This is a genomic window from Pseudoalteromonas maricaloris, assembly GCF_024746855.1.
Taxonomy (GTDB): Bacteria; Pseudomonadota; Gammaproteobacteria; order Enterobacterales; family Alteromonadaceae; genus Pseudoalteromonas; species Pseudoalteromonas maricaloris.
In genome coordinates this window covers 1342394-1362434 of record NZ_CP024625.1, presented here as the reverse complement: position 1 = coordinate 1362434, position 20041 = coordinate 1342394, and the positions used below count along the sequence as shown (strand labels likewise).

The window sequence follows — 20041 nt, the reverse complement described above, 5'->3', positions numbered from 1 at the left end:
ATATTCAATACCTAATTATAGCGAACGTCCCTGCCGCTATATGTGAATATTAAGTCTTTTTCTGATAGATAATACCAGGATTACAACGGATCATATTAAAGTCGTCACTTAAACCCGCCATCGATTCTGACGCACCTAAAAACAAATAACCATTAGGATTTAACGACTGAGCAAATTGCGAAATGATTTTGGCCTTCACTTCAGGTGAAAAATAGATCAGGACGTTACGGCAGAAAATAACATCAAACTTACCCATCAACGCATAAGAATCTAGCAGGTTTAAATGTCTAAAGCTGACCATTTTACGGATCGGTTCAACTACCTTAGCCATTCCATTGCCACTATCCATAAAAAACTTCTTTCTGCGCTCAGGCGATAACCCCCGCGCCAACGCCAACGCGTCATATTCAGCATTCTTACACATATCCAGCATTGTATTAGAAATGTCCGTACCGATAATCTGAACACCCATTTTCAGCGCACCAGGGCTTTTACTCACATATTCACTCGCAGACATCGCGATTGAATATGGCTCTTGTCCTGATGAACTTGCCGCCGACCAAATCTTAACAGGGCGTCTCAAGTCTTTAAACTCTGGTAAGATTTTCGATTTAATTAGCTCGAACGGATAAGTATCCCTAAACCAAAGTGTTTCATTCGTTGTCATCGCATCCACCACAGCGGCACGCAATTGCCGCTCATGGGGACTGAGTGTCTTAGCTACTAAGGACGAAAGTGTTTCCACACCAAAGCGAGCCATCAGAGGAGCAAGCCGGCTTTTGACCAAGTACAATTTATTGTCACCCAGTACAATACCGCACTGTTGCTCCAAAAAGGTTCTAAATTGGTCGTACTCTTTTTGCTCTAAATGCTTATTTTCCAAGTGCTACCACCAGCTTTAATCACAATGAACCCATTTTTTAACCGCTGAAGCTAATTCATCTGGGTTAAACTTAGCAATAAAATCATCAGCGCCCACTTTCTCAATCATAGCCTGATTAAATACGCCACTCAGTGAAGTATGGAGTATCACATGCAATGGCGCTAATTTTGGATCAGCTTTTATTTCAGCCGTTAACGTATAACCATCCATTTCCGGCATTTCAACGTCAGAAATTAATAGCCCTACTCGCTCGGTGACATTATTTTGACAGTCCATTTCCGCAATTTCGCGAAGCCTGATAAGTGCTTCTTTGCCGTTCTTCGCAAGCTCAGTCTGAACACCTAATGGCTCCAATGCACGTTTGACCTGATTACGAGCAACCGCAGAGTCATCAGCAATAAATACAATACGTTCGCCTAAATCTTTTTGCATTTCACCATCAGAGACAATATCAGCACTGACTTCTGTGTTGATTGGGCAAATTTCATTAAGGATCTTTTCTACGTCCAATATTTCAACTAGCTCATTTTCAATTTCTGTAACCGCTGTCAAATAGGAATAACGACCTGCCCCTGATGGCGGTGGCATTATTTTTTCCCAGTTCATATTCACAATGCGTTCTACTGCACTGACTAGAAAACCTTGGACTGAACGGTTGTATTCTGCAATCACAATAAAACAGTTACGAATATCTTGAATAGGAGGTCCACCTACCGCAAGTGACATATCAATTACGGATATAGTTTGGCCTCGAATATGAGCAACCCCTCGGATAAGCGGGTTTGACTTGGGCATGCTTGTCAATGCTGGACATTGAAGCACTTCTCGGACTTTGAAAACATTAATGCCGAAGCGCTGTCGACCTTGAAGTCGAAAAAGTAATAGCTCGAGACGGTTTTGTCCAACCAGCTGTGTACGTTGGTTAACCGAGTCTAAAATACCTGCCATTTCAATCTCCTACTGTATAAACCGCTAATCGGAACGATCTTTGCTTCGACTCTGATATGGTTTACCACCCTTGATTAGGTGCAGTTATTAAAGCAGAATCTTTATACCTTGTTTCACCCCATAAGCATAGTCGAAACATCATGAGTTTGTTAAAAAAAACCCATTACATTCAGTTTTTTTGTTTGTTCGCTTATTTTATAGGCGTTGACTATGGTTATTGTCAGCAATATGACAACAAAACTTTAGAACAAAGCGCAATAGAATTTGTTGAACCAAATGTAGAGCAGGATCCCGATAGTCAGCTGTCACTGACTGCTATACCACTTGATTCAAGAATTCCAGCACGGGATTGTCAGTCACCGTTGCAATATAGTACAGCGATGGCTCCGCCTTTTGATACTCAAGTGACAGTACAAATTAGATGCAACGATACCCTCAGCTGGACTCAATACGTCCACGTACGTATCGATCACCTCTTCCCCATATTAGTTAGCGCAACCATGTTAGAAAAAGGCCGTGTTATTCAAGATGAAGATGTAAAAATAGAGTATCAGCCAAAACGTTTTCGCAGAGTTTCTTATGTTGAAGATAAGTCGATACTAATAGGTAGTCGCAGCAAACGTAATATAAGAGAAGGCCAAGCCTTTACTCAAGCCCATATCTGCATGGTCTGCAAAGGCGATACTGTGACGATTATTGCTAAATCAGGTGGACTCGTGATCAAAACTCAAGGAGAAGCGCAGCAAGATGGCAACCGTGGTGAACTGATTAATATTAAAAACTCTCGCTCTGGCAAAACCTTACGTGCTAGAGTAATAGAAGTGGAAACAGTAGAGGTGAATTTATAAAAAATTTGCTAAAGTAATACTATTAAACGCCGATAACAAGGCTGAGAGTATAATTTTATTGGGTCTACAATCATGGTTAATCAAGTTAACGGTCAGAATCAGTCTACATCCGTTGCTAATAATGTTAAGCAACAGAAAGCTGAATTGCAAAGAAATGATGCCAACAGCGCATCAGTTAAATCACCTGCTACACCAAAAGCAGCTGCGGATTCAGTCAGTCTGACTCCACAAGCGCAACAGCTGAAAACAGTCAACGAAAAAGCGCAGCAATCATCAGGCTTTGACGACAAGAAAGTCGAAGAATTGAAAAAAGCGATTGCAGAAGGCAAGTACCAAGTTGACGCGGAAAAACTCGCCAAAAACATAGCTGCATTTGAGTTCGAAATATATGGATGATTTGGTTCGGCTTTGCCACCACAAACTTTCAGAACAAATCTCAACGCTAGAAGCGATGGCCCAGCTTCTAGCGCGTGAGCTTGACGAGCTTGCGTCCCGACGTGGCGACAATTTAAAAGAAATCGCTCGTGAAAAGCTAACTCTCATTTCAAAACTGCAAAAGCTCGACAATGAATTGTCAAAAACTGAGTCTCACGTCTTTGAACACAATGAAGTAGCCCCGCTCGTCGCTAAAGTGCGAGCATTACTCAGTGAGTGCCAAACCAAAAATGAAATCAATGCTAAAACGGCTCATCAGGCCAATGTAAGCACACGTGAACTAAAAGGGATCTTAATTGGCGCACCAACTTCGATTACATATGGTCAGGATGGTAGTGTGAAAAGTAGCGACAGTGAGTTAGTACGTAACCTAAAGGCGTAGCCACGCCAGCCATATTTTAGTTTTGAAGAACAACCGAAATGAAGCGCATTAAGTAAGCAACATGCGATGGGCGCTTACTTAAAGCTGTAAGATATCTTCTTAATTTTCTGCGGCTTGACTTGAGTAATATACAAATCATAAACGCGCTTCATATCAAGCTCCAATTCCGTCGCGTAAGTATCACCAACAGCGTAACTTTTCAGCACCTTAGCCCCTCGAACGAGTCCATTCACTTGACTCTTAAGACCATCGTTTTGCGCAATAGCACCTTTTACCGTAATAGTGGATGTCAAATTTTGGCCATACAGTTGCTCAGCCAATTCACGATACGCTTCTAATTTTGAGACTTTAATAGCCATCAGCTGCTTCTCACCCGCAGTTTTACCCGGCTGAGCACTCAAAGGCGCGTACCCCACAGCCCGTAAAACAGGAAAGGTTTCCGGTTGCACCGTTTCATATTCAATGTGCTTGTCAACGAGGCTTGAACAGCCACTGAGTCCCGCTAGCGAGCAAACCATAACAACTGCACTGATAGAATTAGTGATACGCATTTCACTACACTCCGCTACAATAAATACCAATCAAAATTTAACACTTCCCCAGCATCTTGGTCTCGCAAGGGTTGTTGTGGTTTCATCTAGTATTGGCAATAAATAAAATTAACTTTCATAAAATATGATTATGCACGAACCTTGCCAAAATTTGGCACAGGTATTGCTGAGTTAAAGGGTAGTTTTTGATCTGGGCATTTAAACATGAAAAAGCAATTCGCGACCAGTCTATCATTGTTGTGTATCACCTTAACTAATCCCGCTTATGCTGAATGGTTTGAAGTTACCGGCATGGCTGACGTTAAAAATGGCGATCATCAAAAAGCAAAAAGAAAGGCCGTAAATGACGCCATCACACAAGCATTGCTGTTTTCTGGCGCTTCGGTGAGTAGTGTACAAACCGTCACCGATGGTGTGCTCACCCAAGATCAACTTAAGATCCGCTCAAATGCTGAAATCCAGAGCGCCAACGTGATTGCTGAAGCAAAAGTCGGTGACTCATGGCAAGTAACATTGCATATCGATATTACCCCACAGAGTGCTCAGTGCCCAACGAGTGCTTACAATAAACAGGTTGCAGTCACACAAAGCCAGCTAAAAAATAAACATCAAGCAACTTTAGGTCAAATTTTTGACATAAATAAAGCCGTGAGCGAGCGCCTATATCAAACAATGACCGAACAAAAGTCGAGCTTAGAACCCGTTCCCTATTTTGCACAGACCATAGATGTTAGCCGTTTTTTCAGTCAGCGTTTTGATTATAATGAACAGCTAATCGAGACCATTACAGCAAATACCAACAGCCAATTTGTACTACTGAGTCAAATTACTGATGTTGCTAGTGTCGATAAGCTTAATAGTGACCTCGCATTTTGGCAAAGCGATAAATACTTAAGAAGCTTCAAGGTAGACTTTGCGCTGTTTGATGCACTTTCTCATGAAAGGGTATGGCAAAAACAATATGCCACTCAAGGCGTGTGGCCGTTTAAGAAAACCAAATTAATTGATGTGTACAGTGAGCGCTTTTGGCAGACAGATTATGCTGATGAGATCCAAGCCACGCTGACACAAATCGCAACTGATTTAAACGCAGCGGTCGCCTGCTTACCAACCAATGGCAAAATCCTACATATCGATGATGAACAAGTCGTTATTAATTTGGGCCGTATGCATGGCTTAGAGAATGGCCAGATCCTTAACGTAGCGCATAGCAATCCGCTGACTAATGTCGATGGTAAAGTGTTTATGCATCAAATTAAAACCATCAATAAACTGCAAGTGATCCAAGTGAATGCGCAAAACGCCATTGCGGTAAATATCAGCAACCGCCCACTTCACAATGTGCAAATTAACGATTTGGTTGAAATTCAAATAGAAAATGAAAATGAGTTTGAATTGTAAGTGCTGAGCCTTCCTGTAGCAAAAGGCAAGATTTTCGATGACTTTACACCCTCTGCATCATGCTTCCATCACCCATTTACTTTGGTCATTCCACGCAGAAGTGAATACCAATGGCGTCCCCAGTAGGAATCGAACCTACATCTAAGCCTTAGGAGGGCCTTGTTTTATCCATTAAACTATGGGGACAATCTCTAAAGTCAGATAACAATCGCCTTTTTTGACCTTCACTAGCGGGATCTGCGGAACTTAATACCAATGAAAGTCGAGAATTGTTGATTCTCTGTTGTACTGCATCTCAGTGACTTCGCTTTAGTATACTGATCTTAATGAACTTTTAAAGATTAATAGTCAATTTATTCGCGGTAATAAATGAGCTGGTTCAGTAGGTGAATACGCAGCAGTTAAGACCCACTACTGCGCTATCAGTTACTTCGCTTGAGGTGTGAATAAGAAGTAGGATAGTTCTTCGTTTAATAAAACCTAAATGGTATTTCTTTTAAAAAACGCTATTTGAAGTACTACCTTGAAGCGGTCGCCTGATCATCAAGGATAAAATACGGGATGGTCACCACCGTGCTTGCGATCACTAAGTTAGTGTTAAACTCTAACAATCTTGCATTTACCTCCACGCCTCGTGGACGATAAACCATAGTGCCTGTGAGCAAATGACTGGGCGATTGCGTGTTTTTCAAGCGGCTTGTGTTACGCGAAAAAGTCAAATCACCACTGGATGTCACTTCAATTTTCCCCAATGCTTTAAAGTCTAATGCTTGATAACCCAGCTTTTGCATTTGATGCATTAAAGACTCAGCCAATTGGTTTCCTAGCTGGTTTGTATCCCTTAATGATTCATTAAAGTTGACAAAACTGGCTACCGCTATCGACTCAGGCTTTTGCCCTAACACAGTATCTGACAGTTCCAACGCAATTTGATTGGCGTAGTTAGCAATTTCTTTCCGATGACGATAGCTAATGAAGCCAATATCTTGCGATACCACAGCTTGTGAATCTTCATTACGCTCTTGCTCTTCCATCATGGCATATAATATTTCCATATCGGATTGCTGCGTTTCTGTAGATTCGGAAGCCGTCTGTTTTGTCATTTCGCAGCCACCGAGTAATGCGAGTGTCGTCGCGAATAGCACTACATTTTTCATCATCGCCTCCGAATTAGTTCGCACGCTCTATACGAATGCCATCGTATGCCGCACCATCTTGTAGGGCGTTAACTACGTTTTGCGGTAAAAAGCCTTGAGCAGAACCCACGACACTTTTACTTCTAAGCCCAACCACTCTGGCATTAACCATAACTCCACCCTGATGATTCACCAAAGTACCACCTAGCACGTACAAAAAAGGATGGTCGTCAGATAGCTCTAAAAAGTCACGGCTGAAAATAAAATCGCCTTCAGGTGTCACCCGGATATAGTCTGTTGTTTTAAAGTCCACAACAGGGATCCCAAATGCATGAAGCTCATGGATAAAGCTTTCAGCCAACTGATTACCCAGCAAGGAACCTTTATCAAATTCTTTATCTAAAAATACAAAGCTTGTCACTGCTACCGGCGTTTTCTCATTCACGTGTTTCAAGTTTGCAACCATGTCTTGCATAATAGACTGGACATAGTGAGTGACATTTTTACCAGCCATTTGCTGAGAAACAGAAAATTGCTTCATACCGTTTGGATTACTTTGATACATCGAAGATTTTTCAAAGCCATTACGCACGGGCTCAGCCTGAGCATTATCCACCGCAAAAAAGTTACTCTGAGCACAGCCAACCATCAATGAAAGCGGCAAAACCAAACTTAATACTTTTTTCATTACTTTCATCTCCACTAATATTGGCTTCGTATAATCTGACCGTCACGATTTGAGACACGCTCCGTACCCCACATCACAGCTTTAGGAATACTGATTGATGCGGCTGAAACGGCTCGATTATGTAACGTATCAACCAGCCGCGCATTGACCAAATAGGTATCTCGACTTTCTACGATTGTCCCGACCACCACGAGGTCAATTTTCTGGCGCTGATTCAGCACATTCAATTCTCGACTTAACATACTATCGGCAGAACTTTGTAAAGATAAAGCGTTTCTGAGTCGATATTCTACGACATCTGCCCCCATTTGACTTAAATGGGTCATGAGGGATTCTTGCAAGGCCACGCTCAAGCCAGAACCTTGCCCAGCAACGGTATCATCCAGCTGATTTGCTTTAAAAAAGCTCGTCACAGCAAGCGTTGAATTCGGCTTGAACGGCCGTACATACTGCCCGAGTTCCGCGGCTAACTGAGCGCCAAACCCATCTAAGTCAGGTAAGATTTCTTGCTGCTGGGTCACTTCTCTTTTGCCAACCTGTTGGCTGTTTGTACACCCCGCCAACAACATAATCACTATGAGTGCTAGATATTTCATTTCACCAAGCCCACGATAAACTTATTGGATAAAATGCAAAATACGCACCAAGTTTTAAAGTCGATGACTGGTGTAATGGCTAACCAAGCAGCTTAAACCTGCACGCTTAAGCTGCTGGCAACCTTTGTATGCAGAGGCCTTATCTGCAAATGCACCTAATTTGAGCCGATAATATTTCGTATTTTGAATATCTATTTGCTCGATATTCACTTCGCTTGTTGCAAAGTCTTGCGGTAACTTATCCTTGAGTTGCTCGTAGGTTTGCCTAAGCTTGGTATATTCCGTTGTAGAGGCCAATTGAATTGCAAATTCAGCTATCTCTACAGGCTGTTCTGGTTTCTCGGTGGGCTTTGTTTTTTGCTCTATCACTTGCTCGGGTTGCTCTGCTAAAAGCTCAGCATCCTTTTGCTTTGCAAGCGAATTTGATAGCTGCATCGCAATAACATCTAAATCTTCCTGCACTTCTTCAAACCTAGCAACCTGCTGTTTTAGCGCTCTGAGCTGCTCTACTTCTTGTTGTAAGGTGCTTACCTGCTGTTCCAATAAAGATATTTGCTTCTTCATTTGTAATGAGTCAAGTTGACTCTTGCTCGCAGTTGCTTGGCAACCACTTAACGCAACGAAACTGAGCATAAGAAGGTGCCACTTAATTGATTGCATTGTTTTCTCTTTCATAAATAGTTAAGACTTCCACTGTGCAAGAAACTTTGAAGGGAAGTAGATTTTGGCAAATATTTGCCGCATTTTGTGTGGCGTCATCTCTTAATATGAGTAAATAAGTGGCGTCGCCTTCTTTTTGCGCATACCCAAAACCACCACTTAATAACGCGGGATAACGCTTAGCCAAAATCGCCGCATACACTTTTAATATCGTTAATGTCTTGAAGCGTCCAGCTACAGCAAACTCTTGCGTGGTTGCGCGCTGTCGTTGTAGTTCGTGATTTACATCAAGCAGTAAGTCTCCCTCTGCACTTAACTCCACTTCTATCTGTTGAGTACTGGCTACCGCGAGCCTTTTCGCATCACTTATCGCTGTACGGTAAGTCCCAGGCTTCAAACCAGTAAATACATAGTAGCCGTCATATGCCGTCTGAGTGCGCGCGACTTCGTTACCCGTTTCATCAAGTAAACTCACGGTAGTGAATCCTGCAGGTCGGCGCTCAGTACCCTCATTGATTTCAACAATACCTTCAACTTCCGACGAGTTTACAAATGGTATTTCAACATATTCAATATGACCGGGTCTTGGAGTGAATGAAAAGCCATCGTTAGCGGGAATTAAAAAGGGTTCTGGGATCGTTTCTTTGTCAACAATAATATCTGTTCGTTTGTAATTAACCATTGCGGGTAATAGAGCGACACCGTCGTCGTCAGTTTTACCTTGTGCAAAGTTTTGTAATGCTTTTATAGTTACCCCCTTCAGCGGTAACTCCCCGTCGTCAAGATAGCCGTTATTATTTTGGTCGATAAAAGCACGAACCATCAAAGAGCCAAACTGCGACAAGCGTTTGCCAGTTAAAAAAACCTGATCTACGGTTTCGCCTGCTCCAATACTTACTTGTCCAGAAAGGCCTAGTTGCCAGTTATCATCGTTATCGTATTGCAAGTCTGTTAACAACCTAAACTTATCATGGTTCCAGCTCAATCCAAGTTCGGTTTTATAGTAATCTGCAGCCAAGTCTTTGTATAAGGTAATGCCAAAATCAAGCTCAGGACTTAGCTCTTTGCTCAACTCTAGCTCAGCGGCTGTAATTTCATTAGAAGGTTTTATGTCATACCAAGTAGTAAAGCGACTATATATCCCAAAAATCCTTCGCTGCCAGCGCAAGTAGCCACTCATATCGCTGGCTTGATTTGTCTGCTCTTGCCACACAAATTGGTTACTGAAAGTGCCCCAATAATTACCCGTACTAAACAGTAGCGACGCTTGCTCGGTGGTGTCTATATTAGCTCTATTAAGCTGAAAGTATTCAGCACGATAGTAAATTTTAGCGGCATCAAAAAGAGACCAATCTCCCGCCGCCGTTAATTTTATCTCGGTCGCATTTTCATCCCGTTCTATATCTTCCTTTAGCTCAAATTTAGCACCTACCTGCTGGCCAAATAGACGGGTTCGAGTATTTGCAGAGAGACGTTGGTTCGTTTCGCTCTTACTATAGTCAACATCCAGTAATAGTCGTTTATTAATATTAGTGTTAAACCCTGTAGAAAAGTATTGTTCTGAGGCGCTATTTTTTACACCTTGACGATGCTGCAAACCTGCATACACCGCAAAGTTTTTAGTAAGACCGTAGTCAAATCGACCATTTACTTGCCAGCTTGATGCTTCTGATACCGCAGTCTTGTCGCCCAGTATACTTTTGCCCGTCTCAGTAATTGATACGGCAAAAAAGCCTTCACCTTCGTTTACAGTGCTCTGTTCAACATAATAGGTCTGCACTTCTTTTGATACTTGACCTTGGCCTCCATACATCACCAGTTCAAAGGTATTTTCGCCAAATAGTAAATCAATATTTTCAAACTCATAGCGCCCAGATTGGACATTATTTTCTTGCCCTATTAGCAATCCATTTCGATAAAGCTCTACGTCCCACCCTACCTGAACAGGACCTGAGATGACAATGCGCTGACGGTTCGTACGCCTATCTAGCGGCGCGTTACTGAAGCTCACTCCTCGCCCTTCTTCATTTAGCGCATCGACTCCAACTTGAACACTCTGGACATCACCGAGCGATACCTTGGTAAAATTCCCAAACGGTAAAACATCGGCCTTTTTAGAAGCACGGTTGAGAGATAATCGTGAGCGATTAATCACATCCCCCTCTCTACCAGCAATAAAATACTGAGCTTGCCAATAGGCGATGTCTTGCGAACCAATAAGGGAATAAGACGTCTGACTAATGTCTTCAGTCAGCTGCGTATTTATCTGAGCATCCAGCACTGGTTTACCGATGCTTTGATAAGGACTTGGTCGCCACGGTAATGTTGCGCTAGCATTGCGGTCAAAACTGACAACCTCTCTTCCTAATCGCTGTTGCTGTGCTTCTATTGGCAGAATTTGCCTACTTTTAACCGTAAGAGATAAATCCTGTATATCGGTAAACAGGCTCACATCGAATAAGGTCGCAACGATATAATCGGCGAGAAATACCTCACCATTGATAACTTGAACGTCCTTATCACTCAATTGCGTTCGCTGGCCTTTGCTCTCAACTAAATGCGCTTTGGCATGAAGACTAAAGGTGTTTTCAGGAGTGAAGAACCAGCCATCAAAAGTTCCTGATACATCTTCTGATACCACAAACCCCAAAGCTGAAAACAAGCTCAAGAGTTCCACATTGACGCCTTGTTCCGACGTCACCGCGATCACTTCACCTAAATATAAATTTCCTTTATAGGCGGATAAAAACAGTTCCGCACCAACATCAACCCGAGAGACCACCCGCTCACTTTGCTGTATCGCAAGTTTTGCTTTCACTCGTTCAACCCGTTCTAATAGCTGTTGCAAAGTATCAACCTGCGATGCCATAGCAGGTTGATAGCATAGCATGCCTATTAGTAACGCGCGCCAAATAACGTGGGCTCTCATTACGTTCGCTTACCCTAAACTACAAAGATACCGAATCATCTACAAAGGTGCGGTCAGTGTACTCATCATCACCCACATACTTGATTAAGACCTTGCCTGATGGCCCGAGCTTAATTGCAGGGTCTATCAAGAATTCTACACTCCTTTGATTAAGCTCTGGATATACGGCAAACTTATTTAATACTCCGATCCGCACTGGTTTAACGTCATTTTTCCCCTGCCAATAAGCGGATAATTCGCCAAAGCTACTATATTTCCCAGTTCGATTAAGTAGTACCGTAATTGCCTGACGACCATTTTTTGCGTTGCTTACAATGACATCCTCAAGCTGTACTTGCGGGTTCGCATCACCAACTCGTAGCATCACCGGAATGCTATAACTCATCAGCACGTCAATATTGATACCTTCTTGCAGCTTGCCTTTATTATTTGGCAGCTCCCTAAAGAGCAAATGTGAGCGATACTCTCCTTGTTCCATATTCGCCCTTCTGCGTACAGCCAGCTTTATTACCTGACGCTCACCAGGCCCCAGTGTTACTTGCCTAGGTGAAATACGGATGAAATGGCTTGCAGCCATAGGGTTTATTTTTTGCTCGGCAAAGTTGGCATAACCACCTTCTTTAAGTGCTAGCTTCTCTTGAAATTCAAGTCGATAAGATTTGGTCACCTCACCATTATTAATGATTGTAACCCTCTCAATTCTCTGACGCTCTTCGAAAGCAACCCGTGTTGGGGTGATCATCAGATTGGCGCTTACTTTACAGCAACAAAACAAAAGCAGCGTTAATATTAATTTATTCATAATTTAGGGCCTGTTTATCTTTCAAGTTTGTTTTTGCAGCAGTTTGATTGCCATTTATACAAGGCAGAGCCTGCGTAGCATAGTTATTCTATGTGAGTCAGGCGATAAAGACTTTGTGCTCCTGCAAAGTCACCTTACCCCACATCCTTGTGGGGCAACACAGAAGAAATGCCAATCAAGCGCTGCCCTTTGGGTTCCCCTGAGTGCGCTTTGTTCATTGTTGCTCAACTTTTGCTTAGATTACTAGGCGGCAAATCGAGCGCCGCGACCAAAACCCACTCAGGGGAACAAAAATCAAACAGCAAAGGTCAACAGACCCTAGTAAGACAAAGTTATTTCAACGTTCAAGGTTTGCACCCCATCCGATAGCGATTTACCGTTGCCAGCAAAGCGCAATTGACCACCGACCTTAAACTCACCAGACCCAACACTATCGGTGTAAATAGCCTTCTCGTGATACAGCTCAGTCAATTGGAAGGCATCGGATGCACCAAGATTCCAATAGCCAAACCAGTCGTTGTAAACGGTAGATTGGACGCTAATTTGGCGATTATGAGGAAAATCGGTCAAGAGGATTTCTGCCGCATGACCAAACTCTACGAATAGAATATTGCTTGAGGTTTGTGGCCTAACATTAGGTTCTATCGTCACTGTGCCTGCGCTATTTTGGTCAATAATCGCAATCGTGCCAAAGCTCAATTTCTTAACGACCGATATATCTTGAGCTTTGGCCAAGTGACTGGCAAAAAGCAATGCCAGTACCATGTAACGCCACATGTTTTAGTAAGCGATTTCGATATCAACTTTACTGGTGTATACACCACCGCCATACGTATCTGTTCCAGAAAGTACTTTCGTACTTAACGTCGCACCAACTGAAAGCGTTGCGGCACCATTTGCATCAACCCTAAACTTGTTGTTTGTCACTTCACTGTTAGGCTGCGCACCGCTTACTACATAAAACTCAAAATCCTTTAAATCAAAAGAGGCATTACCTACGCTATCAACCGTAGTTGCGGCCGGAACCGTAATCGTTAACTCAGTGTTTGGCGCAGCATCGGTGATATTGATAGAGCCAGCTCCACCTGTACTAATAAGGTTTATTACTGCGTCACCAGTATTCTTAATTTCAGGATCGGTCAGTGTTGGATCCGCCTCAATCTTCATCGTGGCGACATCAGCTGCATCACCCTGCACTCGAATGATACCGAAATCAAGCGGATCACCGGCTTCAGCTGAAAATAAGTTTTTAACTTCTACTTTTACTTCAAGACGAGCAGTATCCTTAGCAATTGCTGAAGAAGTAAGTAAAGCAGCGGAAATAGAGCTTGCAATAAGCGCAGATTTAATCAGTGTTTTCATCTTTAAATTCCTTTAGAGGTCATTTTTATCATCACCGCAATGCCGTTTTTTTGGTGACTTATTGTTTATCGTTCCCAAATGGGAAAACTTTAGTAAAAATTAAAGCATTAATCTTCTACAATCAAAGCTTTGGATAGAAAATAGTCTACAGTAGATTTTTGCTTCTTGAGTTGATCTTAATCCAGAAACTGTTGCCCAATTTCGCATTTCAAACGCTTGAATTTGCAATTCTGCCTCAGAAAATATACTAGGAAACTTTCGCTTTACTGCCGCTAATAGCGCTTGATGCTGCTCAACTTGAGGCATGGAATTGATAGATAGGGGAAACAACTTGAGTTGAATTCCAGTCGTTTGATTCGCCTTTTGTTTACTCGCGGAATAACGCTTAACCTCTACGTCAATATTCGATGTTGCTTGGATATTATCGACGCTAGCTTGAGACTCTAACAAAGTCAGCAAGTTTGTGAGATCCTGCTCTAACGAGCTCAATCGCTCAATACTTTTGAGCTGCTGCGCACTTAACAGCGAAGGCTCTTTAGATGAATGACTACAGCCACCTAAGGTGATTAAAGAGCCGAGGAGTAAGAATTTAAAAAACCGAATATCCACAATAAGTTATAACAAAAATCCATTTTCAGCTATGGTACATAAATCGCGGTAAATAACCAAATGCTTTTACCGCAAATATCGGTACATTTAACTTTATGTAATTACCTTTTAGCAATTAAATCGATAAGAGAAGCAAGCTCAGTTGAATACTCGTCTCTTCTCATCGCATGCTCAACGATGGCTTTTAAATAGCCGATTTTACTTCCACAATCATGGCTTTTTCCACGTAACGAATATGCATCGACTTGCTCTTGCTCCATCAACATGGCAATCGCATCGGTCAATTGAATTTCACCACCAGCACCTAGCGGTGTTTTTGCCAAAAGTGGCCAAATAGATTTATTTAACACGTAACGACCAACAACGGCTAAGTTTGAAGGTGCACTTTGCAGTTCAGGCTTTTCGACAATAGACTGCATCGCGCCTGACTCTCCTTGCGCGAGTGCCGCTCCTCCCAAGTCCACAATACCAAACTGAGAAACGAGCTCAGGCGCTACCGCTTCTACCATCACTTGGCTATTACCTGACGCTTTAAAACGCGCGATCATATCAGCAAGATTATCTTTTGTTAGATCGCATGCAGCGTCATCGACTAATACGTCAGGCAGCATAACCACAAAGGGCTCATCGCCAATCACAGGGGCAGCGCAATTGATGGCATGACCAAGGCCACGAGCCTCACCTTGACGCACATGGATCAGCGTAACGCCTTTGGGGCATATAGATTGTACTTCCTCTAACAATTGACGCTTCACCCGTTTTTCCAGTGTCGCTTCCAGCTCAAAGCTCTTATCGAAGTGGTTTTCAATTGAGTTTTTACTTGAATGGGTTACCAGTACAATTTCTTTGACGCCAGCCGCCGCAGCTTCATCTACTACATACTGGATCAAAGGCTTATCGACAATTGGCAGCATTTCTTTTGGAATGGCCTTCGTCGCGGGTAACATGCGAGTGCCAAGACCCGCCACTGGAATAACGGCTTTCATAAATGCTCCTAAATCGCGACCGGTGCCTTTATATGCGGATGACATTCGTAGTTCACCAACTCAAAGTCTTCAAACTTAAAACCAAATATGTCTTTTACTTGAGGGTTGATCTGCATTTGTGGCTTCGCAAACGGCGCTCGGCTTAGCTGCGTTTCAACTTGTTCCATGTGGTTTAGATATAAATGGGCATCGCCGAAAGTATGTACAAAATCACCCACTTCTAAGTCACAAACTTGTGCAATCATCATCGTTAACAGCGCATAGCTTGCGATATTAAAGGGCACACCTAAGAAAATATCCGCACTGCGCTGATAAAGCTGGCAAGAAAGCTTGCCATCTAGTACATAAAATTGGAATAACGTGTGGCAAGGTGGCAACGCCTGTTTGCCCATCGCTGCATTTTCTTTCGGTGAATAGTTAGTATCAGGTAAAAGCGCAGGGTTCCAAGCACTCACAATCAGGCGACGAGAGTCTGGGTTGGTTTTGATTTGCTCTACAACGTCTTTGATTTGATCTATCACTTCACCATTTGGCCCCGTCCAAGAGCGCCACTGGCTGCCATAAACTGGCCCTAAGTCCCCTTCATCCGTTGCCCAGCCATCCCAAATGCTAACGCCATTTTCCTTTAGGTATTTGATGTTAGTATCGCCTTGCAAGAACCAAAGTAGCTCGTGGATAATCGAGCGTAGATGACACTTTTTCGTCGTTACAAGTGGGAAGCCTTCTTGCAAGTTGAAGCGCATCTGGTATCCAAAAACACTCACTGTGCCAGTGCCCGTACGGTCTTCTTTTTTTGTGCCATTATCACGCACGTGGCGCATCAGTTCTAAATATTGCTTCATTGTTCGCTACTCTTTAACTTTTAACTTGCCCGGTAGATGGGTTGCTACCTTCTCGCTTATATGCCCACACCATAAGGATAGCGCCTGCAATCACCATAGGGAGAGATAAGATCTGACCTTGAGAAATAAAGCCACCATATAAGCCAATATGTGCATCTGGTTCACGGAAATACTCGATTGAGAAGCGGAAGACACCGTAACCGGCTAAAAATAGACCTGCTACACTGCCCGCTGGGCGCGGTTTCTTCCTAAACCATACCAGCATCACAAACAATACCAACCCTTCAAAAAACGCTTCATAAAGTTGTGATGGGTGGCGCGGCTGTGGTCCGCCCGTTGGGAAAATAAATGCCCAAGGAACATCCGTTACGCGACCCCATAATTCGCCATTAATGAAGTTACCGATACGACCAGCACAAAGCCCAACAGGCACCATAGGAACGACAAAGTCACCTACCGATAAAATCGAACGTTTGTTTTTAAGCGCATACACGATAATCGCCGTGATAACGCCCAATGCACCACCATGGAAAGACATACCGCCTTGGTCCACCCTAAACAAATAAAGCGGGTTTTCAATAAAATGAGAGAATTGATAAAACAGCACGTAACCAATTCGTCCGCCCAAGATCACACCGAGCATACAGTAAAAAACTAGGTCGCCAACTTGGTCTTTATTCCAACCAGAGTTTGGTTTTTTTGCTTCTTTCCCTGCCCACCACATGGCGAACATAAAGCCGATCAAATACATTAATCCATACCAACGAACACTTAACGGTCCGATGGAAAAAATCACAGGGTCTATCTGTGGAAACTGCAAAGCCATAGCCTTTCCTTAATTCATTAACATATTGCCAGCGATAACAATGAGTAACGCCGCAAACACTTTCTTAATCGTTGTGACTGGTAAGTGGTGCGTAGCTTTAGCACCAATAGGCGCCATAAACCATGAAGTTGCCACTATACCAAACAAAGCCGGTAAATAGACAAAACCTAAAAATCCATGTTCAATATCCACATGTTGGCTGCCAGAGGCGATATAGCCAAAGGAGCCAAAGATAGCGATAACAATACCACTGGCAGACGCACATCCTATCGCTTTTTTCATATCAACAGAGAAAAATGTCAGTAGTGGGACGATTAATGCTCCCCCGCCGATACCAATCATTGCAGACAGCGCCCCCGTTACCGAGGTTAGCATCGCAAGTATCGGTCCTTGCGGTATAACTCTGGTTGATTGTGGCGGTCTTCTGGAACTCCACGCCATTTTCAATGCAATGCCCACAACACTAACCACAAAAATAATTCTGACCAGTTTTTCAGGCAACATCACTGCGGCAAAACCACTGCCCAACGCGCCGACTGCCACACCTAACATCACCCATGGAGCAATGTGCCATGGAACATTGTCATTTTTATGATGCGCTTTGGCTGAAGATGTCGAAGTGAAAATAATGGAGGCGAGAGACGTCGCGATTGCAACTAACACCACTTGATCTGTGGGTATAACATTAAATTTGGTCAAGATGACAGATAAAATAGGGACTATCAGCAGCCCGCCGCCGATACCAAGCAGACCTGCCAAAAAGCCAACTGCACAGCCGAGCAAAGCGCAAAGTACAACGATGAGTATAATAGTTTCCATCAACAAGCTCTTATTCTTATAGCGCCGTAATGGTAGCGTAAATAGCTTTAAGAAGCACCCTTTGCTTGGTGGCTGGTATAGAGTAATTCTGCAAAATGATGCTCAATCATAAATTCTTTAATAATGCGGCGCACTTGCTTAGATGAGGGTTGTGCTAAACAATTTTCAAGTAAAGCTTCCATATCCGTTACTCTCAGTCTGCGTAGCACCCATTTCACTTTGTTCAGTGATGAAATATTCATACTCAAACGGCGATACCCCATTGCAATAAGCAAGATCGCTCCCTCAGGCTCACCACCTAACTCTCCACATAGGCTAAAAGGCAGCTCGTGTAGTTCACACTGCTGTGCAATCTGGTTTAACACTCGCAATACACTGGGATGATAAGGGTCAAAAAGATCCGCCACTTGTGCGTTGGTTCTATCAACGGCTAATAAATACTGCGTCAAATCATTACTACCCACAGAGCAAAAATCGATTTTTTTCGACCACTCAGGTAACAAATACACGCTAGACGGTACTTCAAGCATTACGCCGATTTCTGGCCGGTCGATGGTATAAAAAGGATCAGCCCATTCGTCTTGCAGCTCAAAACAAGCCTGCTCAATGAGTGCCATCGCTTCATCTATTTCCTCACTATGGCCCACCATAGGCAACATGATCTGTAAGTTGCCAAGACCCGCGTTTGCTTTGATCATGGCTTTGATTTGATCCAAAAAAAGCTCGGGATGATCCAACGATACACGAATGCCCCGCCACCCTAAAAAAGGGTTTTCTTCTTTGATATCAAAGTAATCTAGAATTTTGTCGCCACCGATATCTAAAGTCCGCATCACTACGGGCTCAGGGTGATAACGTGATAGCACCTCGCGATACCAGACTTCTTGCTCCGATTGTGTTGGGAATTGGCCTTTTTGCATAAACCAAGACTCAGTACGATAAAGACCAACGCCATCGCAATAACTGGCGCTTAATGTCTCGGTCGATAGATCAAGCCCAGCATTTAAGAGTAAATTTATACGCTCACCATCGAGTGTAATAGGCGGCAAATCATGTTCCGCTTCAAACTTATCATGCAGAATGTTGTCTTTACGTTTGATTTCAACGTACTCATTGACCAACATTTGCGAAGGCGAAATATAAAGCCGCCCAGAATACGCATCCATGATCATGGACTTACCATCAAACTGTAATAATGGAATGTCTTCTATGCCCCAAATAGCGGGGACGCCCATCGCGCGAGTCAGAATGGAAGCATGAGAGTTGGCCGAGCCATGCACACTGACTACCCCTTTGAGCTTTTCTTTTGGTACTTGCGCTAACATAGTCGGGGTCAAGGTATGGGCGATTAGAATCGTATTATCTGGATAGTGTTTAACAGCTTGCTCAGTCGAGACTAAATGTTGGAGCACGCGCAGGCCAATATCATTAACATCAATCGCACGCTCTTTGATATAAGGGTCACTCATCATATCAAACTGAGCCACAAGCTTTTCGATAACAAGCTTTAGCGCGGTTTTTGCGTTCCAGCCTTGTTGTATCTCAGACTCAACTTGTTTACCTAAACTCTTGGCATCCAAAAGCTGTTGGTAAACCTCAAACACAGCTACCGCTTCTTTTGGAATATCATCACTCAGAGTTTTGGCTAAAATATGAAACTCTTGCCGAGTCGCGGCCACCGCTTGATGAAACAGCTGAATTTGCTGCTGAATATTGTCACTATGCTGCGGTTCAATACTCGCAAAATCAATATGGGGTAACACCACATAACCATCACCTAAGGCAATACCTGGTGCACTCGATACCCCTTTTAACACTGAAGTTCTGTGACTGCTTGCATCTTGTTGAAGTAAAGTTTGAATTTCGGTGTTGGCAAGCTGTGAAGCCAATTGCGCTGAAAGCGTAATAAGAAAGGACTCTTCATCATGGCTAAATACACGAGCAATCTTTTGCTGCACCACAATAACCCCAAGTACTTTACGCTGATGTACAACGGGCACTGATAAGAAAGCATTGTAGCCTTCTTCATTGACCTCAGGTGACAATTTGAATCTTGGGTGTGATTGGGCGTGGGCAACGTTAATTGGCTCTTCACGCTGGGCAACAAGACCGACTAGGCCTTCGGTAAATCCCATTCGGAATTTTCCGATTGCTTCAGGGTTTAAGCCATCCGTTGCCATCAGGATAAAGTTATCTTGACTGTAATCGGCAAAATAAACTGAGCAGCATTCAGTGTGCATGGCATCTTTGACCATAGTAACAAAGCAATTTAACGCGCTTTGTAGGTCACTTTGCTGTGCCACTGACTCAGCAATCGATCTTAACGTTGCTAACACCT

General features: G+C 43.2%; 21 protein-coding genes and 1 tRNA gene. 4 read left to right on the top strand and 18 right to left on the bottom strand.

Annotated features, from left to right (window positions below):
- Positions 1-49: 49 nt before the first annotated feature.
- Together CTT31_RS05760 and CTT31_RS05755 are read right to left on the bottom strand one after the other, a co-directional pair.
- Entirely contained in the window at positions 50-883 is an 834-nt protein-coding gene (locus CTT31_RS05760) for a CheR family methyltransferase (RefSeq protein WP_045961733.1), read from the bottom strand.
- Between the two features lie 15 nt (positions 884-898).
- The gene (locus CTT31_RS05755; RefSeq protein ID WP_010606301.1) at positions 899-1831 is read right to left on the bottom strand and encodes a chemotaxis protein CheV; all 933 of its coding nucleotides are present in this window, start codon (positions 1829-1831) and stop codon (positions 899-901) included.
- A 140-nt stretch (positions 1832-1971) separates the two neighbouring features.
- Between CTT31_RS05755 and flgA the strand changes: the two genes are divergently transcribed.
- From flgA to flgN, 3 genes are all read left to right on the top strand, one after another.
- Positions 1972-2679 (top strand): flagellar basal body P-ring formation chaperone FlgA, encoded by a 708-nt coding sequence (gene flgA / locus CTT31_RS05750; protein WP_010369295.1) that lies wholly within the window; start codon positions 1972-1974, stop codon positions 2677-2679.
- Positions 2680-2751: 72 nt separating this feature from the next.
- Complete coding sequence (gene flgM, locus CTT31_RS05745) at positions 2752-3075, top strand: flagellar biosynthesis anti-sigma factor FlgM (RefSeq protein WP_010369298.1); 324 nt, start codon at positions 2752-2754, stop codon at positions 3073-3075.
- Positions 3068-3496: a flagellar protein FlgN gene (gene flgN, locus CTT31_RS05740; RefSeq protein WP_260492174.1), complete on the top strand. Its 429-nt coding sequence runs from the start codon at positions 3068-3070 to the stop codon at positions 3494-3496. Before flgM ends, flgN begins: the two co-directional genes overlap by 8 nt.
- A gap of 74 nt (positions 3497-3570) precedes the next feature.
- Here flgN and CTT31_RS05735 read toward each other — a convergent pair whose 3' ends face one another.
- Positions 3571-4047, bottom strand: a complete 477-nt coding sequence (locus CTT31_RS05735) for an LPP20 family lipoprotein (protein WP_039492591.1) — start codon at positions 4045-4047, stop codon at positions 3571-3573.
- A gap of 204 nt (positions 4048-4251) precedes the next feature.
- Here CTT31_RS05735 and CTT31_RS05730 point away from each other — a divergent pair, with 204 nt between their 5' ends.
- Positions 4252-5448: a flagellar assembly protein T N-terminal domain-containing protein gene (locus tag CTT31_RS05730; protein WP_211859530.1), complete on the top strand. Its 1197-nt coding sequence runs from the start codon at positions 4252-4254 to the stop codon at positions 5446-5448.
- 111 nt (positions 5449-5559) lie between these two features.
- On the opposite strand, the gene CTT31_RS05725 is transcribed toward CTT31_RS05730, so the two are convergent.
- The 15 genes from CTT31_RS05725 to ptsP all read right to left on the bottom strand — a co-directional run bounded on the left by CTT31_RS05725 (position 5560) and on the right by ptsP (position 20039).
- Positions 5560-5634, bottom strand: a tRNA-Arg gene (locus CTT31_RS05725).
- A 332-nt stretch (positions 5635-5966) separates the two neighbouring features.
- Positions 5967-6608 carry a FlgO family outer membrane protein gene (locus tag CTT31_RS05720; RefSeq protein WP_260492173.1) on the bottom strand — a complete coding sequence of 214 codons (642 nt, stop codon included), beginning with the start codon at positions 6606-6608 and terminating at the stop codon, positions 5967-5969.
- A 10-nt stretch (positions 6609-6618) separates the two neighbouring features.
- The gene (locus CTT31_RS05715) at positions 6619-7272 is read right to left on the bottom strand and encodes a FlgO family outer membrane protein (RefSeq protein ID WP_017218092.1); all 654 of its coding nucleotides are present in this window, start codon (positions 7270-7272) and stop codon (positions 6619-6621) included.
- Positions 7273-7286: 14 nt separating this feature from the next.
- On the bottom strand, positions 7287-7868 hold the full coding sequence (locus CTT31_RS05710; RefSeq protein ID WP_211859529.1) for a FlgO family outer membrane protein: 582 nt from the start codon (positions 7866-7868) through the stop codon (positions 7287-7289).
- A gap of 54 nt (positions 7869-7922) precedes the next feature.
- Positions 7923-8528 (bottom strand): SPOR domain-containing protein, encoded by a 606-nt coding sequence (locus tag CTT31_RS05705; RefSeq protein ID WP_260492172.1) that lies wholly within the window; start codon positions 8526-8528, stop codon positions 7923-7925.
- The gene (locus tag CTT31_RS05700; protein WP_260492171.1) at positions 8515-11457 is read right to left on the bottom strand and encodes a hypothetical protein; all 2943 of its coding nucleotides are present in this window, start codon (positions 11455-11457) and stop codon (positions 8515-8517) included. Before CTT31_RS05700 ends, CTT31_RS05705 begins: the two co-directional genes overlap by 14 nt.
- 19 nt (positions 11458-11476) lie before the next feature.
- Positions 11477-12259 (bottom strand): fimbrial biogenesis chaperone, encoded by a 783-nt coding sequence (locus tag CTT31_RS05695; RefSeq protein WP_211859527.1) that lies wholly within the window; start codon positions 12257-12259, stop codon positions 11477-11479.
- Between the two features lie 318 nt (positions 12260-12577).
- Positions 12578-13024: a DUF4402 domain-containing protein gene (locus CTT31_RS05690; RefSeq protein ID WP_130164505.1), complete on the bottom strand. Its 447-nt coding sequence runs from the start codon at positions 13022-13024 to the stop codon at positions 12578-12580.
- A 15-nt stretch (positions 13025-13039) separates the two neighbouring features.
- Positions 13040-13621 (bottom strand): DUF4402 domain-containing protein, encoded by a 582-nt coding sequence (locus CTT31_RS05685; protein ID WP_211859526.1) that lies wholly within the window; start codon positions 13619-13621, stop codon positions 13040-13042.
- 99 nt (positions 13622-13720) lie between these two features.
- A complete protein-coding gene (locus CTT31_RS05680; RefSeq protein ID WP_211859525.1) occupies positions 13721-14230 on the bottom strand; it encodes a hypothetical protein in 510 nt (169 codons plus the stop codon).
- A 101-nt stretch (positions 14231-14331) separates the two neighbouring features.
- Positions 14332-15216, bottom strand: a complete 885-nt coding sequence (gene galU, locus CTT31_RS05675; protein WP_211859524.1) for a UTP--glucose-1-phosphate uridylyltransferase GalU — start codon at positions 15214-15216, stop codon at positions 14332-14334.
- A gap of 8 nt (positions 15217-15224) precedes the next feature.
- Positions 15225-16058, bottom strand: a complete 834-nt coding sequence (locus CTT31_RS05670) for a thymidylate synthase (protein ID WP_039492613.1) — start codon at positions 16056-16058, stop codon at positions 15225-15227.
- A 13-nt stretch (positions 16059-16071) separates the two neighbouring features.
- Entirely contained in the window at positions 16072-16884 is an 813-nt protein-coding gene (gene lgt / locus CTT31_RS05665) for a prolipoprotein diacylglyceryl transferase (RefSeq protein WP_260492170.1), read from the bottom strand.
- Positions 16885-16893: 9 nt separating this feature from the next.
- The gene (locus CTT31_RS05660) at positions 16894-17703 is read right to left on the bottom strand and encodes a sulfite exporter TauE/SafE family protein (RefSeq protein WP_010369329.1); all 810 of its coding nucleotides are present in this window, start codon (positions 17701-17703) and stop codon (positions 16894-16896) included.
- Positions 17704-17750: 47 nt separating this feature from the next.
- Positions 17751-20039: a phosphoenolpyruvate--protein phosphotransferase gene (ptsP, locus tag CTT31_RS05655; protein WP_017218101.1), complete on the bottom strand. Its 2289-nt coding sequence runs from the start codon at positions 20037-20039 to the stop codon at positions 17751-17753.
- Positions 20040-20041 lie beyond the last annotated feature (2 nt).